At 60.6% G+C, this 25,383-nt stretch carries 31 protein-coding genes; 24 read left to right on the top strand and 7 right to left on the bottom strand.

Annotated elements, in window-relative coordinates; genetic code table 11:
- The 24 genes from KK7_RS0115185 to KK7_RS21605 form a co-directional block, all read left to right on the top strand.
- A partial coding sequence (locus KK7_RS0115185) for a pre-toxin TG domain-containing protein (protein WP_010545503.1) occupies positions 1 to 1,131 on the top strand: 1,131 nt, incomplete at its 5' end.
- 9 nt (positions 1,132 to 1,140) lie between these two features.
- Positions 1,141 to 1,914, top strand: a complete 774-nt coding sequence (locus KK7_RS22690) for a hypothetical protein (protein ID WP_138983980.1) — start codon at positions 1,141 to 1,143, stop codon at positions 1,912 to 1,914.
- 615 nt (positions 1,915 to 2,529) lie between these two features.
- Positions 2,530 to 3,234 carry a flagellar hook-basal body protein gene (locus KK7_RS0115175; RefSeq protein ID WP_010545502.1) on the top strand — a complete coding sequence of 235 codons (705 nt, stop codon included), beginning with the start codon at positions 2,530 to 2,532 and terminating at the stop codon, positions 3,232 to 3,234.
- Positions 3,231 to 4,007: a flagellar hook-basal body protein gene (locus KK7_RS0115170; protein ID WP_010545501.1), complete on the top strand. Its 777-nt coding sequence runs from the start codon at positions 3,231 to 3,233 to the stop codon at positions 4,005 to 4,007. Before KK7_RS0115175 ends, KK7_RS0115170 begins: the two co-directional genes overlap by 4 nt.
- Before the next feature lie 699 nt (positions 4,008 to 4,706).
- Positions 4,707 to 5,279 carry a flagellar basal body L-ring protein FlgH gene (locus tag KK7_RS20895; protein WP_010545500.1) on the top strand — a complete coding sequence of 191 codons (573 nt, stop codon included), beginning with the start codon at positions 4,707 to 4,709 and terminating at the stop codon, positions 5,277 to 5,279.
- Complete coding sequence (locus KK7_RS0115160; protein ID WP_029623326.1) at positions 5,279 to 6,397, top strand: flagellar basal body P-ring protein FlgI; 1,119 nt, start codon at positions 5,279 to 5,281, stop codon at positions 6,395 to 6,397. Before KK7_RS20895 ends, KK7_RS0115160 begins: the two co-directional genes overlap by 1 nt.
- Positions 6,398 to 6,414: 17 nt before the next feature.
- The gene (locus KK7_RS22685; RefSeq protein WP_010545498.1) at positions 6,415 to 6,759 is read left to right on the top strand and encodes a flagellar basal body rod protein FlgB; all 345 of its coding nucleotides are present in this window, start codon (positions 6,415 to 6,417) and stop codon (positions 6,757 to 6,759) included.
- A 1-nt stretch (position 6,760) separates the two neighbouring features.
- Positions 6,761 to 7,186, top strand: coding sequence for a flagellar basal body rod protein FlgC (gene flgC / locus KK7_RS0115155; RefSeq protein ID WP_010545497.1), 426 nt, complete (start codon positions 6,761 to 6,763; stop codon positions 7,184 to 7,186).
- Entirely contained in the window at positions 7,183 to 7,506 is a 324-nt protein-coding gene (gene fliE, locus KK7_RS21615) for a flagellar hook-basal body complex protein FliE (protein ID WP_010545496.1), read from the top strand. The genes flgC and fliE overlap by 4 nt, the downstream gene beginning before the upstream one ends.
- Positions 7,507 to 7,520: 14 nt before the next feature.
- A complete protein-coding gene (fliF, locus tag KK7_RS21610; protein WP_010545495.1) occupies positions 7,521 to 8,819 on the top strand; it encodes a flagellar basal-body MS-ring/collar protein FliF in 1,299 nt (432 codons plus the stop codon).
- The gene (locus KK7_RS22680) at positions 8,806 to 9,153 is read left to right on the top strand and encodes a hypothetical protein (RefSeq protein WP_138983979.1); all 348 of its coding nucleotides are present in this window, start codon (positions 8,806 to 8,808) and stop codon (positions 9,151 to 9,153) included. Before fliF ends, KK7_RS22680 begins: the two co-directional genes overlap by 14 nt.
- Entirely contained in the window at positions 9,150 to 9,815 is a 666-nt protein-coding gene (locus KK7_RS20880; protein ID WP_010545494.1) for a FliH/SctL family protein, read from the top strand. Before KK7_RS22680 ends, KK7_RS20880 begins: the two co-directional genes overlap by 4 nt.
- Positions 9,773 to 11,128 (top strand): FliI/YscN family ATPase, encoded by a 1,356-nt coding sequence (locus tag KK7_RS0115135; RefSeq protein WP_158000019.1) that lies wholly within the window; start codon positions 9,773 to 9,775, stop codon positions 11,126 to 11,128. Before KK7_RS20880 ends, KK7_RS0115135 begins: the two co-directional genes overlap by 43 nt.
- Before the next feature lie 438 nt (positions 11,129 to 11,566).
- A complete protein-coding gene (locus KK7_RS22670) occupies positions 11,567 to 12,337 on the top strand; it encodes a hypothetical protein (protein WP_138983977.1) in 771 nt (256 codons plus the stop codon).
- Positions 12,334 to 12,774 (top strand): flagellar hook capping FlgD N-terminal domain-containing protein, encoded by a 441-nt coding sequence (locus KK7_RS0115125; RefSeq protein ID WP_010545492.1) that lies wholly within the window; start codon positions 12,334 to 12,336, stop codon positions 12,772 to 12,774. The genes KK7_RS22670 and KK7_RS0115125 overlap by 4 nt, the downstream gene beginning before the upstream one ends.
- Before the next feature lie 3 nt (positions 12,775 to 12,777).
- The gene (locus KK7_RS0115120) at positions 12,778 to 13,977 is read left to right on the top strand and encodes a flagellar hook-basal body complex protein (protein WP_029623323.1); all 1,200 of its coding nucleotides are present in this window, start codon (positions 12,778 to 12,780) and stop codon (positions 13,975 to 13,977) included.
- Between the two features lie 194 nt (positions 13,978 to 14,171).
- Complete coding sequence (locus KK7_RS0115115) at positions 14,172 to 14,750, top strand: FliM/FliN family flagellar motor switch protein (RefSeq protein ID WP_158000018.1); 579 nt, start codon at positions 14,172 to 14,174, stop codon at positions 14,748 to 14,750.
- Positions 14,751 to 14,757: 7 nt separating this feature from the next.
- Positions 14,758 to 15,051 (top strand): FliM/FliN family flagellar motor switch protein, encoded by a 294-nt coding sequence (locus KK7_RS23620; RefSeq protein ID WP_158000017.1) that lies wholly within the window; start codon positions 14,758 to 14,760, stop codon positions 15,049 to 15,051.
- Positions 15,039 to 15,449 carry a hypothetical protein gene (locus KK7_RS0115105; protein WP_010545488.1) on the top strand — a complete coding sequence of 137 codons (411 nt, stop codon included), beginning with the start codon at positions 15,039 to 15,041 and terminating at the stop codon, positions 15,447 to 15,449. The genes KK7_RS23620 and KK7_RS0115105 overlap by 13 nt, the downstream gene beginning before the upstream one ends.
- 32 nt (positions 15,450 to 15,481) lie before the next feature.
- Positions 15,482 to 16,165, top strand: coding sequence for a flagellar type III secretion system pore protein FliP (gene fliP / locus KK7_RS0115100; protein WP_202798684.1), 684 nt, complete (start codon positions 15,482 to 15,484; stop codon positions 16,163 to 16,165).
- A gap of 29 nt (positions 16,166 to 16,194) precedes the next feature.
- On the top strand, positions 16,195 to 16,902 hold the full coding sequence (locus KK7_RS21985) for a sigma-70 family RNA polymerase sigma factor (protein WP_158000016.1): 708 nt from the start codon (positions 16,195 to 16,197) through the stop codon (positions 16,900 to 16,902).
- A 38-nt stretch (positions 16,903 to 16,940) separates the two neighbouring features.
- Positions 16,941 to 17,483, top strand: coding sequence for a hypothetical protein (locus KK7_RS20865; protein ID WP_138983976.1), 543 nt, complete (start codon positions 16,941 to 16,943; stop codon positions 17,481 to 17,483).
- Positions 17,484 to 17,485: 2 nt separating this feature from the next.
- A complete protein-coding gene (locus tag KK7_RS22665; RefSeq protein WP_138983975.1) occupies positions 17,486 to 17,839 on the top strand; it encodes a hypothetical protein in 354 nt (117 codons plus the stop codon).
- Positions 17,836 to 18,960: a tetratricopeptide repeat protein gene (locus KK7_RS21605; RefSeq protein WP_010545483.1), complete on the top strand. Its 1,125-nt coding sequence runs from the start codon at positions 17,836 to 17,838 to the stop codon at positions 18,958 to 18,960. Before KK7_RS22665 ends, KK7_RS21605 begins: the two co-directional genes overlap by 4 nt.
- A gap of 9 nt (positions 18,961 to 18,969) precedes the next feature.
- Here KK7_RS21605 and KK7_RS0115075 read toward each other — a convergent pair whose 3' ends face one another.
- From KK7_RS0115075 to KK7_RS22985, 7 genes are all read right to left on the bottom strand, one after another.
- Entirely contained in the window at positions 18,970 to 20,988 is a 2,019-nt protein-coding gene (locus KK7_RS0115075; protein ID WP_010545482.1) for a flagellar biosynthesis protein FlhA, read from the bottom strand.
- Positions 20,988 to 22,061 carry an EscU/YscU/HrcU family type III secretion system export apparatus switch protein gene (locus KK7_RS20855; protein ID WP_010545481.1) on the bottom strand — a complete coding sequence of 358 codons (1,074 nt, stop codon included), beginning with the start codon at positions 22,059 to 22,061 and terminating at the stop codon, positions 20,988 to 20,990. The genes KK7_RS0115075 and KK7_RS20855 overlap by 1 nt, the downstream gene beginning before the upstream one ends.
- Before the next feature lies 1 nt (position 22,062).
- Positions 22,063 to 22,818, bottom strand: a complete 756-nt coding sequence (locus KK7_RS0115065) for a flagellar biosynthetic protein FliR (RefSeq protein ID WP_010545480.1) — start codon at positions 22,816 to 22,818, stop codon at positions 22,063 to 22,065.
- A 3-nt stretch (positions 22,819 to 22,821) separates the two neighbouring features.
- Positions 22,822 to 23,091 carry a flagellar biosynthetic protein FliQ gene (locus tag KK7_RS0115060; protein ID WP_010545479.1) on the bottom strand — a complete coding sequence of 90 codons (270 nt, stop codon included), beginning with the start codon at positions 23,089 to 23,091 and terminating at the stop codon, positions 22,822 to 22,824.
- A gap of 54 nt (positions 23,092 to 23,145) precedes the next feature.
- Positions 23,146 to 23,595 carry a hypothetical protein gene (locus KK7_RS22660; RefSeq protein WP_010545478.1) on the bottom strand — a complete coding sequence of 150 codons (450 nt, stop codon included), beginning with the start codon at positions 23,593 to 23,595 and terminating at the stop codon, positions 23,146 to 23,148.
- A 161-nt stretch (positions 23,596 to 23,756) separates the two neighbouring features.
- Positions 23,757 to 24,155 carry a hypothetical protein gene (locus KK7_RS22655; RefSeq protein ID WP_138983974.1) on the bottom strand — a complete coding sequence of 133 codons (399 nt, stop codon included), beginning with the start codon at positions 24,153 to 24,155 and terminating at the stop codon, positions 23,757 to 23,759.
- A 1-nt stretch (position 24,156) separates the two neighbouring features.
- On the bottom strand, positions 24,157 to 25,383 hold a 1,227-nt coding region (locus KK7_RS22985; RefSeq protein WP_237709230.1), incomplete at its 5' end, for a hypothetical protein.

Genomic DNA, 25,383 nt, shown 5'->3' with positions numbered 1-25,383 from the left:
AACATCATGGCAGCCCTGCCAAGCGTCATCGGAAATACAATCGGGAATCTCGTCGCCGATCGCGTGGCGGCGCCGGGGCGCTTGACAGAGCGGGCAAAAGCGCTCGCAGGCGCGATCGATCCGACGATCCTGGACGACCCGAAGCGCTTCGCGTCGTTCCGCAGCGATTACAAGACGACCCTCAAGCTGATCGAGCGGCAAGCCGGCGGCGACAGTTCGAGCCTCCTCGCCCGCCGGATCGCCGAAAGTGAGGGGCGGCTGCTGGCTAATGCGCCGGACGCCGCTCCGCAACCGTCGATACAGCCTGGGTTGGGCGAACCCGGCGATATCGTGGTCACGGAAGATCGCATCCTGATGAACTTCGAGCGTCAGATGGACACCGCCACCAGGGACCGGTTCACTGCTTGGGCTACCAACCTCCAGGCCGAGCGCTACGCTTATGAGGACAGCCACCCAGGATATACCTATGAAATCCTGCCCACCGAACGAGCGACGGCCCTGGATTATCTGATCAAGGCGCCGCTACTCAGCGCCGGTTCGTTCGTATACGATAACGTCCCTATCGTGGGCACAGCCAAGAGCGCTGCTCAAATCTATTCCGGCCGCGATGTCATCACCGGCGAGCATGTCAATCGCTGGGTCGAAGGTGGAACACTCGCAATCAGCCTTATCCCGTTCGGTAAAACCGCCGAAAAAGCCGTTTTCGGGATCGGTGAAAGGGCACTTGGGCGGACCGCCGCAGAGAGTGAAGTGCTTGCGTCACTGTCTCGCGCTGAGGTTCGGGCCAAGATATTCGGGACCGCACAGCAGACCGGCAACGATGGTGCACATGCATTCAGGAGTTACCGCGAAGCCATTTTGCTCGCCCGTAACCCTGAGGTCGAGGCCGTCTACCTCAATAGGGGATATAACGCGGGTTTGGAGCTTGCGCCTAAGACGATAAGCCCGAACCGCAGACCTGACGTTTTGGCGCGCTACTTTGATGGGAGGATAGATCGCGTTGAGGTGTTTTCCAAAACCGACAACCCCAATCTGCTGAGAAGTCGAAACACATTCCTCGACCCACAGATACGGGCTAACGGCTATACACCTCTTCCACCACGTGTGGTTTATCCGGTCCGAGGACAGTAGGGATCAAAAATGACGCAGACCACAGCAATCGGATTTTTCTGTCACACGAAGCGCATGCCTACGCCTGATGATATGATGCGGGGTTACGAACTAATTGAAGCTGTGTTTAATAAATTGGGAGCAAAGCCCACTTATTTTTCTGCTGATGACGGTTTTGGGCGCGGTGGCTATAAGAAAGTGGGGGGCGCGTTTCAAAAGCGTGTACTTAATCAAAGTGCAGCGGGCTATCGCAGTGTTGGATTGGCTGCCAATCCGGCAGACAGCGACGCCCCCGGCTATGACAGCTTTGTGAGCATGGATTTTGCCTTCGGACCGGAAGGCGAAGAAGTATATCTCGCACTGACGGCCAACGAAAGCTTCCTTCGTATAGGGAGTGGCGAGTGCGAAGAGATCATCGCTGAAATCGCTGAATTTTGGCAATGGGACTATGGGTTCGGCTTTGAGCGCGACGCTTTTTCCATGCCGGGCATATATTTGGTTGGGGGTGCATCGGACCGACAAAGTGAGGAAGATCGCCGTCGAGGTGAAAAGTGGTATGCCTGCTATCAGCCTGAGGAACGGCGCAAGCGCGTTCGCGATATCTTTCCTTATAACGTGATTGGTGCGGGCCATCTGGCGAACGGACTACTCGATGGCCGTAGCTTGAGGACGTTCATAGCAACGGATCAGGACAGCGAACTTCTTGCCCTGACGGATAATCTGTGGCTGTGGAAAGTTTCACCGGATCGGACCGAAGCTGTGCGGACCAAACTCGGGGGCTCCAGTATCGTGATCAGCGAATAGCAAGATAAAAGCAGTGGCTCCCCCTGCGGGGTAAGTCATTGTCTGCACATCGTTTTTTAGCGAGATAGGTGGCGCCGGGTGAATTCCGGGGACACAAGGTGAATTCCGGGGACACAATACCGAATTACCGCGAAGGCTGCCCTTGGATATGATACGGCCTTGGCAAGACTGCACGGTTCGTGGCCCCCGGAATCGCGCACCGCGTAATAAGGCTCGGGTTCCGAGAACGGCATACTCAATTGGTTTGGGGCCCAGCGGGTCTGTGATCGCTGCGCGGATGCCTGTGGTCGCGCATGAAGCAGCACGCGCTCCAGCGCGGACGCGACCAGGGCCCGTGTCATCGAGTAGGCAGGCGAAATCGGGAGTGACTCGAGTCGCATCATGCGCAATCACGCCGACGCGGCCCCGTTCTCAAGCGCCTTATCGGGTGCGGCCCGCCTACACCGCAAACGCCCGGCAATATCATGTCGACACCGAAACGAACTGTGGCCGCAGGTTTTCAACGCCTTGCGGATCAAAACATGCGGGGTGGCGCCAAATATTTCAACTTGTTGCAAAGAGGGCTTGACGAAGACCGGCTCCTCCTGCTCTTTTCGGGCTAGTTGAGGGGGAAGTATGTCGGGGCTGGTCGAAGCAGCGACGGCTATTCTTGGTGCGTCCGAGAAGCGCCTTGAAATCGCTGCGCACAATGTCGCCAATATTTCGACGCCGGGATTCAAGCGGCAGATCGGGTTTGCCGATCTTTTGCAGTCCTCGGGCGAGCGCGATCCTGCCCTAGCGATTGGCATCCATCGCAACTTCGCGCAAGGAAAGTTGAGCGAGACTCGCAATCCGTTCGATCTGGCAATCAGCGGGGCGGGCTTTTTCCAGCTCCGCGCTGGCGATCGCATTCTGTACTCGCGGCAAGGGCAGTTCAGCCTATCTGCCGAGGGTCGGTTGGTGACCCCTCAGGGTTATGTGTTGCAGCAGCAGGGCGGTGGCGACCTGGTTCTCGACCGGGCGGGCGCTACGATCACACAGGATGGCACCGTTCTCGACGATGGGCGCCCCATTGCGCGCATCGAGCTGTTCTCCGCGTCCGACGCGAACGCATTGTCGCCGGTGGGGGAATCCTGCTTTTCGGCCGGCGCCGCCCGGATGGAGCCGATCGCCGATCCGGTTATCCGGCAGGGCATGGTGGAAAGCTCGAACGTCGAGCTGGGGGACGAGATGGTCTCGATGATGACGGCGCTGCGCCAATCCGAGAGCGGCGCGAAGCTGATGCAGACCTATGACGACCTGATCGGTCGGGTCATGTCCAGCTTGGGGCAAACGCGATGAGCGACGCATTCTATGTCGGCGCGGTCGCACTGCAGGCGCAGCAGCGCGCGCTGGACGGTATCGCCAACAATATCGCCAATGTGAATACGCCCGCCTTCAAACGCGTGCAGGTTCGCTTCGCGGATGTGGTGGCGAGCAGGGCGGCCGACGTGTTGCCGGCCGATGCGCTGCGCGCCGATACGACCTTCGACACCGCAGGCGTGATGCTCGACAGCCAGTTCATGCTGAACGAGCCGGGGCAGATCGAACGCACGGGGAAGCGGCTTGATCTCGCGATCGACGGGGCCGGCTTCATTGAACTTATGGGTCCTGCGGGACAGTCCCTGCTGTGGCGCGGCGGTACCTTGCGCGTTAATGAGGATGGACAGCTGGCGACGAGCAGCGGGATCGCGCTCAAGGCGGCGATTACCGTTCCCGCCGATGCTACCGGCCTATCCATCGGCCACGACGGCGTTGTCCGCGCGACCGTTCCGGACACCGCGGATGCGGTAGAGCTCGGCCAGATCCAGCTCGTGAAAATTGCCGATCCGTCCAAGGTGGCGCGCCTCGATGGCGGCATTTACCGGATGGAGGATGCGAGCCTGACCACCGAAGCCGTCGCAGGCGAAGACGGCGCCGGAACGTTCGTGCAGGGTGCGCTGGAGCAGTCGAACGTCGCGCTGACGGACGAGATGGTGCGGCTGATGTTAGTCCAGCGCGCTTATGCGGCGAACGCTCAGATCGTGCAGGCGGCCGATCAGCTCATGGGCATTGCAAACGGATTGCGGCGGTAGGGTCCTGTCAATGTGGATCGGTAGCGCCAATGTAGCAGTTGCCCTTCTGGCGGCAAACGTTGCCAGCTCCGATTCTGGTGCTGCCACTCGACATGTCGCGGTGCGGGATGGCGTGCTGCGTGTTGGAGATTTGATTGATCGGGGAAGCACAGGGCTTCCCGAACAAGTCGCTCGCCTGGTCGTTGCACGACTCCCGGCCGGGCGGTCGACGCTGCAGCTCTCTGCGAAAACGGTCGCGGACTTGGTTCGGCGGCGCGTGCCTGGTCTCGGACCAGTCGCTATGGGCTCCGCTTCCGTGCGCATCGATGTCATTTCTCCACCTGCTCCCCGGACTCAGATGCATTGCTTCGTCGCTAAGGCTGCAATGTCCGATGGGGCGGTCGTCACGCGTGCGGATGTAGCGGAGACGCCATGTCAGGCGTCGCGCGCGGCGCGCCTACGCTATGGCGGAGGGGGGCTTGTTTTAGCCAACAAGCCTGTCGCTGCCGGAACCTATTTGGGTCGGCTAGCCGGTTTGCCCGATGCCGCCATCGGCAAAGGCGCGGCGCTAACCTTGCGTTCGAGCGCGGGCCCTGTGACGGTGGAACGCCCGGTCGTCGCCGTTCAGCCCGCGCGTTCTGGGGGACGATTGTTCGTTCGGAGCGGAAGTGGCGAAATCTTCGCTGCCCCGCTCGACCTCGCTTCGGAACGGAGCGCGCGATGAAGCTCCGGTGCCTTGCCGCCGCGGCGGCCACGGTCGTCGCCGTGCCGGCCAGCGCGCAGGACCTGTACAAAGGTGGCAACTGGACTGCGATGGCGGCCGATCGCCGCGCCAGCGCAATAGGCGATACGCTAACCGTCATCGTCCAGCAGGCAGCGGAGGCTTCAAACACCACGCAGAACGCGACGCGCAAGTCTACGGATTTGGCCGCGTCCGGGCGGGCAGGCAGTGTCAATGAGGCGGGACAGGCTTCTTTTGGCGGCGGGTACAGCGGTCGCGGTGAAGCACGTCGAAGCGAAAGGCTAGTGGCGCAGTTGAGCGTCACGATAACCGATGTACTGCCCAATGGCGACTACCGTATTGTTGGCGAGCAGCAACTTCATGTGAATGGCGAGAAGTCGCTGATCGCGGTGCGTGGTCGAATTCGACGCGAGGACATTCGCAGCGATAATAGCGTACTTTCCGGACGGATTGCGGATGCCGAAATCAACTATGACGGCAAGGGTTTCGTTTCGCGAAGCGCGAAGCCCGGATTGCTAAACCGCCTGTTCTCGATCTTGGGGCTCGGCTGATGCGTTGCATCGTTCGGCTACTTGCACCATTGGCAGTTGTCTTCTCGCTGCCGTTGCCGGCCGTCGCGCAATCGGTGCCGTTGAAAGGACTTGGGCGGTTCGACGGGTGGCGCGAAAACGCACTTGTAGGCTATGGACTCGTTACCGGTCTCGCTGGTTCGGGAGATACCCGCCGTAGTATCGTGACGCGCCAAGCCCTGCGCAATGTGCTTAGCCGGCTCGGAACCAGCGTGAACGATTCGGACATAAGCAGTCGAAACGTCGCCGTGGTGATGGTTACCGCTGTCTTGCCGCCTTCCGCAAACATCGGTGACCGGATCGACGTCACCGTGTCCTCGATTGGCGATGCTCGAAGCTTGGCAGGGGGTACGCTGATCATGACGCCGTTGCTCGGTCCCGATCAGCACGCATATGCGCTGGCACAAGGGCAACTGCTTGTCGGCGGCTACCGGTTCGATAGCGAGTTGAACCAGCAGCAACGCAATTACCCAACGACGGCACTACTCCAAGGCGGTGCTACTATCGAGGCTGCAGTCGAATCGGCGCTGCTCAAGAGCGGTAACGAACTTTCCTTTCTACTGTCGCGGCCGAGTTTCTCGACGTCGCATCGTATTGCAGAGCGGATCAACGACCAATTCGGTAATGGTATAGCTGTCGCGCGCAACGCTGATGAAGTTCGCATTCGTTTCTCGGGCAATACGAGCGATTTGACGGGGTTCATCGCACGTCTTGAGAATGTCACCGTTACCCCGGACGTTTCGCCACGCATCGTAATTAACGAACGGACCGGAACGGTGGTTGCCGGCGGTGATGTGATGATTTCCAGCGTGGTAATAGCCCAGGGCGACATAAAGGTGACGGTTACTGCCGAGAATTACGCCTCGCAGCCGACTTTCCTTGCCGGTTTCGCCAGCGATGCGCGCAGCCTCATTGTTACCAATACCAAGCTGGAGGTGGATCAGGGCTCGGCCGATCGCTCGTTCCGCTTTCCGAACACCTCGGTTGCGGATCTGGTTCAGGCGCTGTCGCGCGCGAAAGTCGATACGCGGCGGCTGATCAGCATTCTTCAAGCCATCCGTACTGCGGGCGCGCTGCACGCAGAAATTGTCGTCGAGTGAATGTAGAGCACATTGATATGGGCAGTCTTTCTACAGCGCTGATCGCACGAGCACTCGATGGGCTTACCGCCCGGTACGAGGCAACGGCGCAGAACATCGCGAATGTGAATTCGCCCGGTTACAGGCCAATTCGCGTAACGTTCGAAGAAAGTCTGAGGCGCGCGGCAGCGGAAGGAGCCGAGGCGGTCGCGAGCGTGCGACCGCAAATTGAATTGGCAACGCCACCGCGCATAGCAACGGAAATGCGGCTTGATCTCGAAATCGCCACCGCATCCCAAACAGCCATGCGCTACGGCGCATTATTGTCGATCCTAGGCCGGCAGATGGAAATCGCTCGTAGCATCGCATCGGGAGGGCGCTGACATGGATGCTATTGCGATCAGCCGGACCGGCCTTGATGTCGAATGGCAGCGCCTACAGATTATTGCCCAGAATTTGGCGAACATGAACACAACCCGGACCGCCGCCGGCGCCCCATACCGGCCACTGCGGCTGGTTTCTGGCCCACAGGTCGATTTCGCGCAGCTCGCCAAAGGAGAGCGTGGCCAGCCTGCAGGGGTGGAAGTGCTCGGCATCGAGCCGATGACCGGCGCGACCACGCGGCGAGTGTACGAGCCGGGCCATCCGCATGCCGATGCGGATGGTTTCGTCACATATCCAGGCATCGATCATGCGTCGGAAATGACGCTACTGATCCGTACCTCTCGGGCCTACGAGGCCAACCTCACTGCGATGAGCATCGCACAGCAGATGTACACCCGCGCGGCTGAATTTGGGAAGCAGGCATGACGGGCGCAGACGGCATTGCGGCGCTGGGCGCAATTAGCGACGCGCCAGTCACCCTTCGCCTCGGAGATGCGGCCGGAGCCCCCATTGCCCCGTATCACGCACCAGGGTTCGGGGAAATTCTTTTGCGTGGGCTGCAGAACGTGGATGCGAAGATCGCAACTGCCGATCAACTGGTTCAACAGTTCGCAATCGATGGCAGCGTGCCAGTGCATCAGGTCACGATTGCCCTTGAACAGGCACGTCTCGCTGTCGAGCTTGCGATGCAAGTCCGCGCGCGAATGCTGGAAGGTTATCGCGAAATTATGAACATGTCCCTGTGAGCGATTAACGCGCAATGGAGTCTTCTCGCCCCGATATCCGCCGACCGCCTGTCCAGCGCATCGTGTTGGGCGGTGCCGTCGTGCTTTTCTTTCTGCTGCTGGGCATCGGCTATTTCCTCTTCCTTCGCACCGACTATGTGGTACTGGCGCAGGGCCTACGAACTGCGGACGTAGCCGCGTTGGTTGGCGAGCTCGACAAGCATAACATTAACTACCGGCTGCGCGATGGCGGCACGACCATCCTCGTGCCCGAGGGCCAAGCCGATACGACGCGCGTGGCGATTGCCGGATCCGAGGTGGCGGCGCGCGGCCAAGTTGGCTTCGAGCTATTCAACAAGTCGGACATGGGGCTCACCAACTTCGCCCAGAAGATCAACTATCAGCGCGCGCTGCAAGGGGAGTTGGTACGAACGATCATGGCGATCGACGGGGTCGAGAATGCCCGGGTCCATCTTTCGCTACCGGAAAAGTCGCTCTTCCGTGGCGACCGGGTCGAACCGCGCGCGGCAGTGACGATCACGACTAAGCCGGGCGAGGCTGCTGATCCCGCCCGGGTCCAGGGCATCCAGCAACTGGTCGCAGCTGCAGTTCCGGATCTTCCCGAAGCGCGAGTCGTGGTCCTCGATGCTGCCGGGCATGTTATCAGCGCGGCCGTTGCCGCAGGGTCTCCCACGGGGTTGCAGGGCCGGGATCGGCCCGCAGACATTGCGGAACGTGCTGCGCTGGAGGACTATTATCGAGCCCGGGCCCGCGGCGCCATCGAGCGGCGAATTCCCGGTCTGCGGTTCACGCTTCGCGTGCTGCTGCTACCAAGCAACCCGGCAGCAGGCACGGCGGATGGTAGCACCGGTTCCACAGCAGCGGATTGGGCTCCCAGTGGCGAAGGCCCCCAGCGGAATTTTCGTATGCGAGTAGTGGTCGTCACGTTGGCCCAGCTGGGCGGAGAGGACCAACAAATTGTGCGCGAAGCCATCGCTAATGCGACAGGGCTAAGCGAACAGGTAGGCGACAGCGTTGCTTTCGAGACTGGACCGGTCGACGCGCCGGTTCCGGCATCAGCGGTGCAGCATCAGCCGACGCTCTCGGCCGCGCCGATGGCACCGAATGCGGCGCCCGCCGGCAAAGAAACCGCTGGTTTTGCATGGCCGCCGATCTGGACATGGCTGATTGCGGCCATAGCTTTGGGATGCGTCCTAGTTTGGCGTTTCCGCAGCGCGCAGACGACATTGGACTCGAAGGCGCAGCAAGCCTTTGCCGATCGACTTCGGCGCCAGATGCACTTGGCGGGAGAGGCGGACGATGTTGCTGCCTGAAGATGGCCTCGATCGTCTTATCGGCCAACTTCAAGCCATGGCGCGTGCCGACCGGGAGGCGATTCTTGCCCGGCTGGAGCATGTCGAGCGCCAGCGGGTTCGGGCGAGGCTGCGCCGTGGTGCCGATTTGGCGCAAGCGCCCGCCTCGCCTTACTCTCCGGATATCGCCGAGCGTATCGCGACGGCAGATACGACTCTGACGGAAGCGGGGCGTAAGGCGCTGGCCAATTTCCTGCGTCCGACAGCCAGCCTAAAGATGCCAGTAACAGAACGTGGTAGCGCGCTAAGCCAGACCATGAGCGGATTACTGCGTTCCTGGGGGAGGCGCCCATGAGCCCGCTGCTCAAAGCGGGCTCGGGGCAGACCGTGCGACGGTTCGTTGCCGCTTCCGTACCGGAAACATTGCCTGGTTTTGCTCCGGCCGCGGAGGATCCACGCGAACTGGAGCTCGCGCGCTTGGCCGCGGAACTGGAGTGCCTGGAAGCAGCTCGCAGGCAGGATGCAGCTGAAGCGACTCGAAGGATCGATGCCGCGCGTCAGGAAGGCCGTGCACAAGGGTTGGCCGCGGCGCAGGCACAGGAAGAGGCGCGGCTAGCGGCCCTTCGCGACGGGATCGAGGCTGCGTCAACCGCCTTCGCGGCGCGTCTGAAGATACTTGATGAATTGGCACCGGCGCTGGTACGCGGCGCCCTCGCCAAGCTGTTCGATTCCTTTGAAGAGTGGAGCGGTCCGGCCGAAGCCGCAGTCGCCCGTCAACTCCGCACGCTCGGCGACGCCGCCGTCGTGCATATTCGGGTGAGTGCACGGGACTTCCCCGATCCCGAGGTTCTTGCAGCAATGTCAGAGAGGTTGGGGATCGTCCGCACGAAACTGATCGTCGATGCAGACCTTCGGGCTGGCGCGAGCCGCATCGAATGTCGTCTCGGGCAAGTCGAGGTCGATGTGCGCGACCAATGGCAGACGCTTTCCTCGCTATTCGAGGCGATGGCGCAGTGACCGTTCACCCCTTCCTGCAGCAGTTGCACGATGCCGAACTGGTTCGACCGGTCGGCGTTGTCCGCATGGTACGGCATGGCCATGTCGAAGCCACCGGTCCAAACTGCGCGCTGGGGGACCTGTGTGAAATTGCATGCGACGACGGCGTCTTGATGGCCGAAGTGGCCGGCGTGGAGGATGGGAGCCTGACCCTCGTGCCACTGGAACAGGGCCGCCAGCTACGCCCAGGCATGCGCGTCCACCCGGTAAAGGGCGGTAGCGCTGCAGCGGTGGGTGACGGATTCGCCGGGCGGGCAATAGACGGCCTCGGTCGGGCGATAGATGGCAAGGGCCCCGTATCGAGGGATGCATTTGCGCCGCTCGCAGGCTCGATGCCGGGGCCGCTTGAGCGAGTGGCCACCGGCCGCCGGCTCACGACCGGATTGCGTGCAATCGATGGGCTATTGACGCTAACGGAAGGGCAACGCGTCGGCGTCTTCGCTGCCGCGGGCGTCGGAAAGACTAGTCTGATCGAGCAGTTCGCCCGACAGATCGCTTCTGATCGCTGTGTGCTGTGCCTCGTTGGGGAACGTGGGCGAGAGGTGGAGAGCCTGTGGCGCGTGCTGTCGGCGCGCGCCGATGCTACGCGGTTCACCCTTGTCGCCGCGACATCCGACGAGACGGCGGCAGTACGGGCTCGGGCACCGCGCCTTGCTCTTAGTCTCGCCGAATACTGGCGTGACCGCGGCGAGCATGTCCTTCTAATCATCGATTCCATCACGCGCTTCGCTATGGCACAGCGTGAGATCGGGCTGGCGGCCGGAGAGCCACCAACAGTGCGCGCCTATACACCGAATGTCTTCGCCGCCCTACCTCGGCTTGTTGAGCGCTGCGGAGCGGTTCAAGCGGGTGGTGCCATCACCGCGCTAATGACGGTCTTGAGTGAAACCGATGATCTCGATGATCCGATCGTCGAGGTGATGAAGTCATTGCTTGATGGGCATATTCTCCTCTCGCGTACGCTCGCGGAGCGAGGCCATTTCCCGGCGATCGATGTTTCGCGTTCGATCAGTCGTCAAGCTGCGAAGGTCATGGACTCCAGCCATGCGGCTGTAGCGCGTAGCGCCATTTCGCAATTGGGGGTTTATGAAGAAGCCCGAATCATGATCGAGAGCGGCGTCTACAAAGCCGGCTCGAACGCAGAGATTGATAAAGCAATCGAAACGCGCGAGCGCTTGATGGACTTTCTTCGCCAGTCGCAGAATGACAACTCGAGTTTTTCGAACACGCTCGCTGGCCTGCGTAACGCCCTCAGGATCGCGGCGAATGGCTGACCGCAGCAGGCAAAGGCAATTGCAGGAAATCGCCGCCCTCAGGCGTGTCGAACGAGGTGCGGCATTTCGAGCACTTACGGAAGCACGTGGGCGCGAGACTGCCGCTAAAACTGATGCCGCGCAAGCACGCTCGGCTGCGGACGATGCCGAGCACGCGTGGGACTTGTACTTGGCCGGCGTCCATTTTCAACCCGACCATTCCCGCGCGCTTGCCGGATTGGTGGTTTCTTGCGGCGACGAGGCGCGATATTTGGCTGAGCGCTACAAACAAGCCGGTGCGGAGACGCATGCGCTTGAACGGGCTTGGCGAAGCTGCGACGCTCTTTGTAGTCACGCCGAGCGCCTAGTTAAGAACGGCGCGCGAGCTATGCGCCGAGATCGAGACGAACGTCAGGCCGCTGCCTCGGCGGATCGGGCAACAATCCTTTGGAGGCGCCCGTGATTACCCCTCTGTCCGCGCGTCCCTTTCCCCCGGTTGACACCAAGCAAGCTGAAGACCTTCAGCTTGCGTTGACGCCGCAAGACATGTTTGCTCGTCTGCTCGGGGACGAGAACGACGCGATGTCGCCATTATCTTTCGTGATCGAACAACCAGCCCAGCCATCAAATGACGACCCACTAGACGGCAGGGAACCCGACACGGTGATAGCCGCACCTATGGCCCAAATCTTCAACCAGAACGGCTTCTTTGGGCACGCAATCTGGGCGGGCGGGACGGAGATCGACAATGTCACAGCTCGCTCGGCGGTTGCGCCATCCAACCATGTGCCCACGACAAGTGCCGATGATGCGAGTTCACCAATAACGGTGAGAGGCTTGATCGCTAGTGGGTCGCATGCCCGCGTTGTAGAACTGCCTTCGCCAGAAGCGATAAGGTCTGACCAACCACTGATTGTTGAGCGACAACGGCCCGTCGCGCTGACGCCTCTTAACAAAATGGAGTTGATAGCAGTCGAGGCTCCGACCGAAGAGGTCCCTAGCCATCCGGATCGTCGTCAGGCGCGTCTCCCTTCGGGAGGTGGGGCGCCGGTGCGGGTAGCCGTGAGCGAGATAGAGCAAGGTCTTCGCGTGATCGTCCAAGTCAGTAGAATGTTTGAACCGGACCGAGAGCAAATGCGCGACGCCATCGAAGCACTACTCGCGCGCCACGGGCTTCGCGCCAGCGATGTCCAAATCTACGCCATGACGAATTCGAGGACAAAGGAATGATTGCACAGACCACGGCTATCAGTGCAGCAGATACCGGACAGACTGCTGCTTCCTCGAGCGCGGCTACAAACGCTTTTGGGCTGAGCTTCGACTCCCTGTTGAAGATCATACTTACCCAGCTGACCTATCAAGACCCTTTGAAGCCAATGGACAATTTTCAGTTTGTCTCGCAACTTGCTCAGTTCTCTCAAGTCCAGCAGGGGCAAACGATGAACGACCGCCTAGAATCGCTCGTCTCTGCCCAGGCAACTAACCAAGCGACTGATCTGCTGGGTACGATAGTCGACGTTCCAGCCGGCAGCACTACGCTCACCGGCACCGTAACCGCTGTCACCTTCGATGGCGGGACTCCGCGGATTACGATCAAGACAAGCGATGATCGTATTATCAGCAATCTCGCGATTTCAAGCGTCACGCAGATCAGGAAAGGAAACTAAGCCGTGTTCGGATCTATCTACATCGGTCTTAGCGGCCTGAACGCGTATTCGCGAGGCCTTGAGCAGGTAAGCAACAACGTATCTAATCTGAACACATCTGGATTTCGCGCCTCTACAGTAAGTTTTCAAAACTTTTATGGCAGTGGCAGTGAGGGTGGACTTTCTCATTCTTCGGGTTCGCCCGGTGCTGGCAACGGCGTAGGCATTGCGGCCCCACGCCTCGATTTCACCGCGGGGCAGTTGCGACAGACCAGCAATGATCTGGATCTGGCGATTGATGGGGCTGGTTTCCTGGTGCTGCTGGACGGCGATAGGCAGCTCTACACACGCACAGGTAGCTTTGAAGTTGATCCGCAGGGCTTCGTCGTGCTGTCCGGTACAAAGTACCGGCTCGCAACGCTCGACTCCTCCGGACGCCCCGTTAGCCTTTCCATCGATCAGTCGCGCACCAATGCGCCAATCGCGACGACGGCGATCAAGTTTAGCGATAATCTCTCCTCCTCTGCCACGGACGCCGTGACGGTCAAGGACATGACAGTCTATGACAAAGCCGGGGGATCGCACAAGTGGACCGCCAAGTTCGAGAAGGTTACGAGTTCGGGATCTGGGAGCACTGCAGGTGCACTAGATTGGACGATGACGGTCACGGACGAAAAAGGTGCCACGGTTGCGACCAAGTCTCTCAAGTTCATTGGAAGCGTCGTTGACCCTAGCAACGCGAAGATCGATGTCGAAGACAGCGCAAACGGATTCTCCGTCAGTTTCGATTTTTCCTCGGTTCAATCCTTTTCTGCGGGTGCAGTTTCGACACTCCGTGCGGCATCGATCGACGGGCATGGAGTCGGTACGCTGACAACCGTGAGCGTCAACAGCGCCGGGCACCTCGAGTTAGCCTATTCAAACGAACAGAAGGCCGATCTGGGGGCTGTGGCCCTTGCAGATTTTCGTAACCCCCAAGGCCTCAAGGAGCAGGATGCGGGCATTTTCACCTATACTCGCACGGATCAACTCGCGTTGCTTAGTAGTGGTGACCCGCGCGTCGGCCAGGTGAAGTCGAAAAGGCTCGAGGCTTCCAACGTCGATCTCTCCAAGCAATTCGGCGATCTGATCCTTATCCAGCGGGGCTTCCAGGCATCGTCACAGATCGTCAGCGTATCCAACGACATGATCCAGCAGCTCTTCGGGATTCGGGGTCAAGGATGACATCAGCTTGGGCGCCCTGGTTGCCCGCAAACGCCGCTCCTCCGGCAGCGGCTCAACGCGCCTTCGAAGCCCGGATCGAAGGCTGGGCGCGCAAGTGGCTCGCCGGCGCTCCCGCTTGCGTTGTTGGTCGACTGGCGCGCGCCGATGCACCCAGATCCGAGCTGCGTAAGATGTTTCGCTTTCAGTGTGAAAGCGTGGAAATCGCTCTTCCATCGGAGGGTATGTCAGCGCTCGGTGCGCTCGTCCTCAACGTTTCGACGACCGCAGCTGCCCGCACAATCGACGACTTAAAGTTGTTCGAGGTACTCGGCTCGGAGTGTTTGGAGGACCTCAAGCAGCAGTTGTCGAGCCTTTTGAGGTTGGACAAGCCCGAATGGCGGCAGTCCTCCACCGCGATGGACGGCAGAAACTATCGGATCGAGATTGGGCTAGCGGCGCGTGCGCTAACAATCACAATCACGCTGGAGACGAACTGCTTTGCTGACTTTGCTCGCGCCACCCTACCGCCAGCAGCCTTGCGGGGGCCTCTGGGTGACGGCACGCGAGCGCTAGCGCGGACGCCAATAGCCGTGTCGGCTGCTTTAGGCGGGTGCGATCTCAGCCTCGCGGACATTTCAGGTCTGTCGATCGACGACGTGCTCGTTCTCGATAGCTTGCTTCTCGATCCCCGTCCCATAGCAGTCGGAGGCGCGAAGCTGAGCAAGGGGACGTGCACCGTCGTTCAGGCTCAGCAAGGCATCGCCTTGAAGATCGTTGAGCCGCCAAGCAAGTGAGTGTCCTGTGACTGATGTATCGATAACAAATTCCACGTTAGCCGAGGCTGAGACGCCGCGAATCAGCAGTAAGCTGATTGAAAGCGTCACAGTTAGAATTGAGGCCTTTCTTGGGTCGGCATCTATGACCGTAGCCGATCTGACCGGCCTTACGGCGAATGCCGTCGTACCTCTCGAGGAGGGCCTGAACCAGGCCGTGGAGTTACGCCTGAACGGCATCGTGGTGGCGCGCGGCGAACTCGTCGCGGTAGACGAGAAGTTCGGTGTGCGCCTTACTGAGATCAGCAAGTGGCCCGCCTGATTACACTCTCGGCCTGCCTGATAGCGGGCGTTACCGTCGCACCTGCAGCGATTGCCCAGGGACATAAGCTGGGAGGAGGTGCGGCGCTGAACTTGTCGCTGACCCGCATCGTGCTCTCCTTGCTCCTATGCTTGATGCTCGCCTCTGTGGCAGCGTTGGCGCTAAAGCGCACGGGCGGTCGTTTTGACGTCAAGCGTATGTGGACCTGGGCCGGAGGATCGACTGCGCAGCGACGTATCGAGGTTCTTGAGGTTCGCCGTGCCAGCCAACACGCCGACATCTGCCTTATCCGTTGCGACGAGCGAGAATATCTGGTGCTGAGTTCGCACGAGCATCAGGTTGTGCTGCGAGAGCGGCAATGCTTGGCGACCGCCCCAGTGGGGGAGACGGCGGCTTGATAAGGTTATCAACCACAATGTCCCGTTGCGTTGTGACAGCAGCATTGCTGCTGCCGTCACCGGCGATGGCTGCGCCTGGACAAGCAATCATCAGCACCGACCTCGTGCGAACGATGGTGCTGCTCACCCTCCTGAGCGTGGCGCCCGCAATCTTTCTGAGCATGACTAGCTTCTTACGGACAATTGTGGTCCTGACGATGGTTCGACACGCGTTCGGTATGCCGGAAACGCCACCCAATCCGGTTTTAATCAGCCTCGCCCTGTTCCTGACCGCATTCACCATGGCACCAACGCTGAGTGTCGTGAATCGCGAGGCCCTCAAGCCATTGTTGGCAGGCGACGTTTCGGTCGAACAGGCGGTTGACCGTGGCAGTGCACCTTTGCGACAGTTCATGCTAGCCCAGACACGCGACAGTGACATTGAGTCGATTTACGCGATTGCCAAGGAACCGGTGCCACAGACCGCCGAGCAGGTTGACCTGCTCAAGCTAACACCCGCGTTCATCCTGAACGAACTGCGTGTGTCGTTTACAATTGGATTCGTCATCCTGCTACCCTTTCTGCTTATCGATCTGGTTGTTTCGTCGATCTTATTGTCACTTGGCATGATGATGGTACCGCCCGCCACGATTTCCCTGCCAATCAAGATCTTGATGTTTGTTCTCATCGATGGCTGGGGCCTGGTCGTACAGGGCGTGCTGGGCAGTTTCCGATGAAGGCGCGGCGAGGTGGCTCATCCCACGGATTGAAGTTGCTGCTGGTGCCGCCGCGTGTAGAAGCGTCACTTTGGCGTCGCTTACGCTATGAGCGCGAGGTGCGTTGCCGGGAATTACTCTTCACTCGATACCGCGGCCTGGCTCGGGCGACCGCCTTGCGTATCCTGCGGAGCCGCCCGCGTAACGGCGTCACCTTGGAGGATATTGAGCAGTTCGCCTATGAGGGATTGCTGGTGGCGATCGATAGGTACGACCCACTGCGCGGCGTGCCCTTCGGCGCCTATGCTCGTCGCCGGATTCTTGGAAACGTCGTCGATGGCGCAGCCCGCATGAACGAGCTTGACGCCCAACATCATTATCGCAGCAGAGTCGAACGGGAGCGCTTGCGCTCGATTGCGGACGATCAAGGCCAAGACGCGCTCGCAACGCTCGCTAATCTGGCGGCGGACCTGGCAATCGGCCTCCTTCTTGAAGGCACCGGATTGATCGAGCCTGATGATGGCGCGGATCGCCGCCCGAATGCCTATGAAAGCTTGGCTTGGCGGAGCCTGCAGCATCGGCTTGCGCAGGAGGTGAGTCGGTTGCCCGAGCGGGAAGAAGCGATCATTCGCCAGCATTATGAGCACGGCGTAAGCTTTACCTACATAGCGCAGATGCTCGAAATATCGAAGGGGCGGGTATCGCAACTGCACGCGGCGGCGCTGGCGAAACTTCGTGCTAGAGTCGGGCACGGGTGATGGAGAGATTGTACATGGCGTTGTGCAAGGATGAGGAAATGAACGAGCTGCTGGCATCTATCCAGCGTGACGGCATCGACCATTTTGGGCTGGTTGAACGCCTTATCGCCGCCTATCCTGATGACGCACGACTTCACTTCCTGCGAGGCTCGCTGCTTATCGGTGCTGGCCGCGCGATCGAAGCGCACGCGGCACTCAGCCGAGCAGTAGGGCTGGAACCGGAATTCGCGCTAGCGCGCTTTCAGCTTGGGTTTTTCGAGTTGACGTCTGGTGAGCCTGCGCGGGCGCTGGCGACATGGGAACCGCTAGATCGGCTGCCTGCCGACCACTATCTTGCGCTGTTCGTGACAGGCCTGCGCCATCTGATCCGCGACGCGTTCGATGACGCCATTGCGGCCCTAACGCGCGGGATCGCTGCGAATACGGAAAATCCGCCGCTTAATCACGACATCCAACTGATCGTCGACGAATGCCATCGGATTGCAAAGGGAACCGGGCAGGCGTCCTTGGTTGCAGAGACCGAGGAGACATCGGCCACATCGTTCCTGCTGGACCAGTTTGCCAGTGGGACCAAACATTGAGCATGTCGCGGATCGGTAACGTTGATCAGGTGCTACTGCTCTTACGCGAGCAGCTAGAACGGGCAAGCCATGCTCCGCGAACGGCTGCCAAGGCGACGGCATCCCGAGCGGGTGCGACGAGCAACCGACCTTTGGACCGTGTCCGCGCGCTGGCGGCGCTCGACTCACTTGACGAAGACGAGTTGAGGCGCGCCGTCGTTCGCGGATTGATCACGGAACACTTTGGCGACGAGGTCGCGAATGATGCTGCGATGATCCGGATCGCTGACGAGGTCAGCCGTATCATCGGCGAGACGCCCGAAGGTCGCGAACTGCTGAGCCGAGCCATCGACTTGTTAAGGAATGTCCGAGGATGAAGGACGAGGCCGATATGGCAGCCGCCCCTTATAGCTATTTGATCAGCCTGTTGGAACAGGATCCCGAAAATTTGAACTTGCTGGCCGATGCAGCCGAGGCGGCGTTCGCCGAAGCGCAGTTCGATGCCGCACAGGCGCTTCTCGATCGGCAGGCGCGGGTTCAACCGCTTTCGCCGCAAAGCCAGCATCTGGCCGGGCTAATTGCCATGCGCCAGCTGGACTGGGCCCGAGCCGCCGCACTGTATCGCGAGATGCTCGACGGAGGTCATGATGCCCCGCCGATCCGGTATAATCTTGCTTGGTCCCTTGCGATGACGAAGCATTTCGAGATTGCGCTTGGCGCACTCGATGAGGCGACGAGTGCGGCGTTGCCGCAGGCGGCGGAGCTGGAAGTTCAATTGCGCCATCAACTCGGCCAGCTCGAGCAGTCAATCGAGCGCGCAGGGGCTTTACTCAAGCTTCACCCGGTACATCACGGGCTCAACGCCGCGATCTCGACACTCGCGATAGACGTCGAGGATATAGAACTCGCGCGGCGCACAGCGGAAAGGGGCGCGCAGCACCCCGACGCGCTGACGACGCGCGGGACGCTGGCACTGGAAGCAGACGATCCTATGGCCGCCGCAGAACTTTTCGATGCGGCATTGGTACGGGCACCGAGTGCACCCCGCGCGTTGATCGGTCGGGGTCTCACTCGACTGCTAGGCGACGACAAGTCGGCGGCGGCGGCGGACATCGATCGGGGCGCAGAGCTGTTCGGTACTCATCTCGGGTCGTGGGTCGCGGCCGGCTGGGCGCACTTGTTGGCCGGCGATCGTACTGCGGCGCGTGCCCGTTTCGAAAAGGCGGCGGCGCTCGACGACCGCTTTGGCGACGCGCAAGGCTCCCTTGCGGTACTCGACTTGCTGGAGGGTAAGACCGACGCCGCTAGGCGACGCGCCGACATTGCGCGCCGTCTAGACCCAGGAAGCTTCTCTGCCGCATTTGCCGCGATGCTGTTCGCGATCGGCGACGGAAAACCAGACGTCGCCACCCGCATATTCGAGACGGCGCTCAGCACGCCGGTCGATGAGAATGGGAAGACGCTGGCCCAAACGCTGGTTCGGTTGGGGGTGCGATAGAAGGAGCGGTTAGGTTTCCAAACGCACAACGTCAAACGAGGTCAGGCTCACCCGCGTCGGTATCTCGCTGACCGAGAGGATCGACAACTTGGGAATGCTTCGGCGAGTGAGATTCTTCAGATGACGGCGGATCTCGCCGCCGCATAGCAAGACTGGCGCGCGGCCTTGACGGAACATCGCATCGCTCAGCGGCGACAGTCGGCGGAGTATCTGTTCGGCCAGGCGTGGCTCGACGACGATCGCGCCCTGACCACCGGTTGCGGCGATGCTGGCGGCGATTTGGTTCTCGAGCCGCGGGTCCAGGCTTAGGACTGCAAGGTCATTGTGCGCACCTCGCAGCTGGTGGCATATTGCGTAGCTCATGCGCTGCCGAACCAGTTCGGTGAGTTCCGTTGGGTCTTTGTGGGTCCGGGCCAGATCAACGAGGTGCTCGACGATCAGATCGAGATTGGCAATCGAGACACCTTCGCCAAGGAGGTTCTGGAGAACGCGTTGAACGTCCGATAGGTTGAGCGTATTCGGGATAAGATCCTCGACGAGACCTGACTGCCGTTCGCGTACCTCGTTCAGCAAGCTGGCCACGGTCGCGCGCGTCATCAGGGTAGCGGTTTCGCTCCGCATGATCTCGTTGAAGTGTGTGATAAGCAATGTGACTGGGTCAACAATGGTATAGCCGCGCTCGCGGGCGGTGGCCGACTGGTCTACCCCAATCCAGAAGGCTGGCAATCCAAAGGCAGGATCGACGGCCTCCTCCCCATCAAGCCTGGCGCTTGTGCCGTTGCTTGCGATTGCCAGCAACGCGTCCGGTCGGATCTCGGCGGCTCCGTAGCGTGCGCCGAACAGCCGGATCTCATATTCGAGTGCGCCAAGACCTTTGCCGTCGACGAGCTTCACGGCGGGAAATCCAATCCCCAGCTCTTGTTCCTGCGCGCTTCGAAGCGACGCAATGCGGTCGAGAATTAGGCTGCCTTCCTTCTCCCAGCGCTTGCCGAGTTCATCCCCGAGGCGAATTTCAACCGCCGGCACTTGGTTGGTCCTCGTACCGGTCTCTTCTATTGCGTCCTCGCCAGAGGCCGCGTCGCTGCGCCTGCGGTTGCGATACCAGGCGATGCCCGCGATGGTGCCAATCAGCAGGATCGGCCATTTGGGCATGCCGGGCATCAGCATCAGAGCGAGCAGGACCGCGGCAACGATCAGTGGGATACGCGGCTCTGAAGCAAGCTGGCGGAAGAGCTCGGTGGAAAGCTGCCGGTCTGCCGCGGACCGGGTTACGATGATACCGGTCGCGATCGAGATGATCAGGGCCGGCAGCTGCGTGGCAATGCCGTCGCCGATGGTGAGCAGCGTAAAATGCGCCAGCGCCTCGGACCATTCCATTCCCATCTGGCTGACGCCCACAATCCAGCCCGCGATGATGTTGATCAGCAGGATGATGATGCCTGCGATCGCATCGCCCTTCACGAATTTGGAAGCACCGTCCATCGCACCATAGAAGCTGGCTTCCTTCTCCAGTTCCTCGCGCCGCCGCACCGCTTCCTTTTGGTCGATCAGCCCCATGTTGAGATCGGCATCGATGCTCATCTGCTGGCCTGGCATCGAGTCGAGGGTGAACCGTGCCGCGACCTCGGAAACACGCTGGGCGCCGGATGTCACGACGACATATTGAACCACGATCAGGATCGAGAAGACGACGAGCCCGATTACGAAATTGCCCTGCACAGCAAACGCGCCAATCGAACCAATCACGTCGCCAGCGTTACCGCCAGTGAGGATGAGCCTAGTCGCCGCGACGTTCAGCGACAGTCGGTAGAGCGTGGCGACCAGGAGCAGCGACGGGAAGGTGGAAAATTCCACTGGCTTTCCGACATAGAAGGTGAGCAGCAAGATCGTCAGCCCGAGCCCAAAATTCGCGATGATCGCAAGGTCGAGTAGCGCCGGGGGGATCGGCACGAACAGGATGACGAGGATCGCAATCGTCGCGGCGATCAGCACCAGGTCTTTCTGATTGCGAAGGATATTGGGCAGCATCAGGCGGTTCTCGAAGCAGAGGAACGTCGACGGAGCGCGATGTAGAGCGCCGCTACGTCTTCGTAGGCGGTGGAAGGGACCGGGCTGCCGGTCTTGCACCCGCGAAAGAGCGCGCGTGCAAGCGGCGGTCGCTCCAGAACGGGGATGCCAAGCCGGAAGGCTTCATTCTTGAGCGCCAGGGCGAAGCGATTCCGTCCTTTGGCGGAGACTTCCGGTGCCAGCATCGTCTTGGGGTCGTAGCGGAGCGCCACCGCGAAATGCTCGGGGTTGACCACCAGGAGGTCAGAACCTGGCAGTGCCTCCAGCCCCTTGCTCTGCGCCACGAACTCCGCGTGCAGTTGCTTGCGCTTCTGCTTGATCCTGGGGTCGCCCTGCTGGTCCTTGTTCTCGCGCGTCACCTCGCGGCGGCTCATCCGCATCTGCTTCAGGAATTCGCTTCGCACGAGCACCTGGTCGAGGATCACAAAGGCTACGGCTATCAAGAGGAACACGAAGATCAACCGGAAAGCCGCGCCGGCCATAGCCCCGGCCAGTTGCTCGCCGTTCGCGGCCGCGTGTCCGAACCGTGCCAGCGAGTCCTGGATCACCAGCCATGCGGCGATCCCGTAACAGGCGGATTTGAGCACCGTCTTGAGCGTTTCCTTCAGCATTCGTAGCGAGAAGATGCGCTTCAACCCCTGGGCCGGATTGAGCCGGTTGAAATCCGGCTTCAGCGGCTGGGCGGTGAAGATCACGCCGCGAAGCTGCAGGATCTCCAGGAAGATCACCACCGCCACGATCGTCCCGCCCAGCAGTGCAAGCGGCGCCAGCGTCGCCCGACCGAGGTCCTGGACCAGTGCCCCCAGCTGCTCTGATTCGCTTGCCCGGTCGATGCCGACGGCGAAGCTCTGGCGCATCAACTCGCGCAGCTTCGCCAGCGTCGCGTCCCCTGCAGCCGCCCCGAAACCTGCCAGCGCCACCAGCCCGCCCAGAAACCCAAGCTCGGCACTCCGCGCGACCATTCCCTTTTCGCGCGCCTTGCGCAGCTTGAACGGGGTCGGCGCCTCGCTGCGATTCTGTTCTTGTTCCGCCATCTCAGACGAGCCGCGACATCGCGTCGAGCGCCCCGCGCATCACCTGCGCGAACAGCGCCGCGGACGAGGAAAGCGCGAACGGCAGGGCGATGGCCGTCGCAATCGACTTCACCTGAAACCCCAGCACCAGCACGTTCATCTGCGGCAGGGTGCGGGATAGAAATGCCACGATCAGGTCCAGCAGGAACAAGGTAAGCAGCACGATGCCCGCCAGGCCAAACGCCATCACGAAGACCGAGGCCATATAGTCCATCAGCACCGCCGGATCCCCGCCCATGCTCGCGCTGCCCAGCGGCACCTTCTCCACCGAGGCGGCCCAAACGGCGAGCAGGCTCTGCGGCCCGTCGATCGCGAAGAAGATCGCTGCGCCGGCATAGGCGAACAGCGTGCCCGCCAGCGGCATCTGCGCGCGCGTGGTGGGATCGACCAGTACTGCCAGGCCGAACCCGGCCTGAATGTCCAGCGTCCGCCCGGCGGTCAGCAGTGCCGCGAAGGCAATCTGCAGCGCCAGCGCCAGCGAAATCCCCAGGAACAGCTCGCCGGCGGCGACCATGGGCAACCCGGCCTGCCAGAACGGCGCCCGCCATGTCGCTTCCGGATCGCCGTGCACCAGCCATGCCGACAGGCTGATTGCTAGGATCAGCCGAACCAGCGCAGGGATGCGCAGCAGCGTGAACGGCTGCGAAAAGCCTAGCATCGGCACGATCCGCAGGCTCAGCAGCAGTATCGCGACCGCCTGGTCGGTCAACGCTTCCACGGGCTATCCGGCGAGGGTCGGGATCATCAGATACAGGCCGCGGGCGAAATCGGTCACGCGGGTCATCATCCACGGGCCGATCGTGATCAGCAGCAACGCCGCGATCAGCAGCTTGGGCACATAGCTGAGCGTCATTTCCTGCATCTGCGTCGCAACCTGGAACACGCTGATCAGCACCCCGATCACCAGCGTCGCCGCCAGCAGCGGTCCGGCGACGATCACGCAGGTCCACAACATGTCGTCCAGCAGATTTAGCGCGCGATCGCCTTCCATGCCTGCCCCCTCGGTCCTCCACCGCCCCGCCGGAAGAGGTCTTGTGCGGTCATGTCATAGCCGGGCGTACTGCAAGGGCAAGCCGGAAGCGGCAGACACGCTCCAGCCATCCGCAACATCTACCGCGCGCACCGCCTGAACGGCCGGGTCGCCACCGTCGTCGCAGTCGACACCCAGAACGCCGGCCTCTGGGTCGAGCAGGGCGACGGCACTCGTCAGAGGCTCGACCTGGCGCATCGCGTGGCCGAGATGCGCTTCATTCATCACCACCGCGCCGAAACGCCCCTGCCACCGATGCCCGGTCCAGCGATGGCACGCATTGATGTAGCCGGTATAGCGGCGGTGAGCGTCCGCGAAGGTGTGGCGCGGTTCCTCCTTGTCCGCCGGCACCATCACCATGTCGACGTGGTTCGGCATCAGGCAATAGCGCCAGATCGCCAGATCGCCAGATCGACGAACCCACCCGCCTCGCCGCTTCGGCGAGCAGATCGCGGTATAACGCATAGTTCTCTCCCTCGAAGCAAAGTCTGCTGCCGCCGATTACCGCGCTGGGGGACGTGGTACGGGTAGCCGGGAAGCACCAAGCGTGGAAGGCGGGTCATTGTAGAAGTGCTATGAATTGCGCGTATTTAGTAAACTGTTACCGTAACGTGCACTCTCTGCGGCTATAAGCTCCTGATTTTCGCCCCCCAATCCCATTCGTTGTAGGTGTACATGAAGCCAGAATAGTAATTATTTCCAGAATTTCCTTCTATGACCACCGCTCCATTTAACCTTATCCCAGAAAAACCTTCGAGGTCGCTTTGCTCTGAGAAAATGCATTGCAGATGGTATTTGTATCGACCGGCGATCGCTGTATCCGAAGCCAACACGCGGACCTCACCTTCAAGGTATTCGAGCTCAGCCTTCTCTGAAGAAAAAATTCGACATTCTGTGGCGTCGCCATCGAGAACGACTTTCAATCTCAGGCTAATATTTCTCATTAGCTGTTGGCTAAGTCTTTCGATTGTTGGCTGAAGAAAGTCAGATGCGATGACATCGCCGATTTTTTTTGCAGTCCCCATACTAATTTCCTGATCTCAATCGAATATCATTTATAGGAATGTTTCCAAAATGCTCACGATAGTATCCGCCGATGGGTGGCTTTGCTGCATTTAGCGTGATGTCATAACCGCTTACAACTGGCCTGAGGCCATACTGGTTTGGCGCTGCGTTCATATCGATAATTCCTGCATCGAGGCGGCGCGACCCAGGATACGCGAAGAGGCGGGGTGCTCCATCGGCTCCCATAATCAACGGAGATGTCGCATCGCCACGATGCATCCAGATGAAGCTAGGTACGCGCTCACCTCCTGCAATTGCAGCAGGTTGCAGTTCAACCGCATATCCGCTCCCGGCACGGGCTAATCGAGCATCCGCAAGTGCGAGATAACGATCAAAGAGCGCCTCAGATTGTGACCAGTTTCCACCCGAGTTTCGCAACGCACGTTGGCCTAGCGCAGCGACGGTATCAGTGATTGCACCAAGGTCTGAACTCCAAGCAATATGCCGCGCAGATACACTCTCTGCGGCTATCGCGGCATCCGCACCGCTTCCCAAACGCGCGACGCTCGAGAATTTGGCAACTACCGCTTCGGGTGCGAGCAACAGGGCTACGTTGCCGACGATTGTAGATATGCCATGCCCATAATCGTAGGCGGATGCCTTTGAAAGCTCGTCGACAGCCGCACTAATCTGGAGCCGCGCGGGAGTGTTTTCGGCTTCGAGTGCACCGTCAACGGCGCCCGCAATTCCAAATTCCAGGTCGCGAAGCGTCGTAACCGGGTTCGTAGTGACGGTATGGTAGAGGCCCCGCGCAAGGTCCGCACCCACGTCGAATAAGCCGGTTGCGAGCCCTCCGATGAATTCACCAGTTCCCTGGATGATATCAGTGCGGACCTGATCTGCGGGCTTTATATAGTATCCCTCATCAAGATAACCGGAAAATGCAGCACGAACTTGCCTCTCCGCGTCAGCTTTAGCCTCTCTGCTGGCATGCGAGGCATACACTTTCTTGATAGCCGCATCCTGCATCTGACGCGCTTCATCAACGCTTTCGGGCGGCTTCCCACCCGATACTACCGCGATTTCGCTTTGCAGGGCCATTGCCGTTGGTGGGCCGCCTGCGGCGAGAACGCACACTCCCGTTCCTGCTAGCGGGTCTTGCGCGCGCCTAGCCAGACTTCCGACGCGGTCGGCGACGAGATTGCCGATTGTATTTCCGATGACGCTTGGCAGGGCTGCCATGATGTT

The sequence above is a fragment of the Sphingomonas elodea ATCC 31461 genome (assembly GCF_000226955.1).
Taxonomy (GTDB): Bacteria; Pseudomonadota; Alphaproteobacteria; order Sphingomonadales; family Sphingomonadaceae; genus Sphingomonas; species Sphingomonas elodea.
The sequence above is the reverse complement of the archived record's forward strand: the minus strand, read 5'-3'. Positions and strand labels throughout refer to the sequence as shown.

What these genes read in the sequence shown, in the direction of transcription:
- KK7_RS22690 (WP_138983980.1), top strand. Translation starts at nt 1,141, where the DNA reads ATGACGCAGACCACAGCAATCGGATTTTTCTGTCACACGAAGCGCATG.
- KK7_RS0115175 (WP_010545502.1), top strand. Translation starts at nt 2,530, where the DNA reads ATGTCGGGGCTGGTCGAAGCAGCGACGGCTATTCTTGGTGCGTCCGAG.
- KK7_RS0115170 (WP_010545501.1), top strand. Translation starts at nt 3,231, where the DNA reads ATGAGCGACGCATTCTATGTCGGCGCGGTCGCACTGCAGGCGCAGCAG.
- KK7_RS20895 (WP_010545500.1), top strand. Translation starts at nt 4,707, where the DNA reads ATGAAGCTCCGGTGCCTTGCCGCCGCGGCGGCCACGGTCGTCGCCGTG.
- KK7_RS0115160 (WP_029623326.1), top strand. Translation starts at nt 5,279, where the DNA reads ATGCGTTGCATCGTTCGGCTACTTGCACCATTGGCAGTTGTCTTCTCG.
- KK7_RS22685 (WP_010545498.1), top strand. Translation starts at nt 6,415, where the DNA reads ATGGGCAGTCTTTCTACAGCGCTGATCGCACGAGCACTCGATGGGCTT.
- flgC (WP_010545497.1), top strand. Translation starts at nt 6,761, where the DNA reads ATGGATGCTATTGCGATCAGCCGGACCGGCCTTGATGTCGAATGGCAG.
- fliE (WP_010545496.1), top strand. Translation starts at nt 7,183, where the DNA reads ATGACGGGCGCAGACGGCATTGCGGCGCTGGGCGCAATTAGCGACGCG.
- fliF (WP_010545495.1), top strand. Translation starts at nt 7,521, where the DNA reads ATGGAGTCTTCTCGCCCCGATATCCGCCGACCGCCTGTCCAGCGCATC.
- KK7_RS22680 (WP_138983979.1), top strand. Translation starts at nt 8,806, where the DNA reads ATGTTGCTGCCTGAAGATGGCCTCGATCGTCTTATCGGCCAACTTCAA.
- KK7_RS20880 (WP_010545494.1), top strand. Translation starts at nt 9,150, where the DNA reads ATGAGCCCGCTGCTCAAAGCGGGCTCGGGGCAGACCGTGCGACGGTTC.
- KK7_RS0115135 (WP_158000019.1), top strand. Translation starts at nt 9,773, where the DNA reads ATGGCAGACGCTTTCCTCGCTATTCGAGGCGATGGCGCAGTGACCGTT.
- KK7_RS0115125 (WP_010545492.1), top strand. Translation starts at nt 12,334, where the DNA reads ATGATTGCACAGACCACGGCTATCAGTGCAGCAGATACCGGACAGACT.
- KK7_RS20865 (WP_138983976.1), top strand. Translation starts at nt 16,941, where the DNA reads ATGAACGAGCTGCTGGCATCTATCCAGCGTGACGGCATCGACCATTTT.
- KK7_RS22665 (WP_138983975.1), top strand. Translation starts at nt 17,486, where the DNA reads ATGTCGCGGATCGGTAACGTTGATCAGGTGCTACTGCTCTTACGCGAG.
- KK7_RS21605 (WP_010545483.1), top strand. Translation starts at nt 17,836, where the DNA reads ATGAAGGACGAGGCCGATATGGCAGCCGCCCCTTATAGCTATTTGATC.
- KK7_RS0115075 (WP_010545482.1), bottom strand. Translation starts at nt 20,988, where the DNA reads ATGCTGCCCAATATCCTTCGCAATCAGAAAGACCTGGTGCTGATCGCC.
- KK7_RS20855 (WP_010545481.1), bottom strand. Translation starts at nt 22,061, where the DNA reads ATGGCGGAACAAGAACAGAATCGCAGCGAGGCGCCGACCCCGTTCAAG.
- KK7_RS0115060 (WP_010545479.1), bottom strand. Translation starts at nt 23,091, where the DNA reads ATGGAAGGCGATCGCGCGCTAAATCTGCTGGACGACATGTTGTGGACC.
- KK7_RS22660 (WP_010545478.1), bottom strand. Translation starts at nt 23,595, where the DNA reads ATGCGTTATACCGCGATCTGCTCGCCGAAGCGGCGAGGCGGGTGGGTT.
- KK7_RS22655 (WP_138983974.1), bottom strand. Translation starts at nt 24,155, where the DNA reads ATGGGGACTGCAAAAAAAATCGGCGATGTCATCGCATCTGACTTTCTT.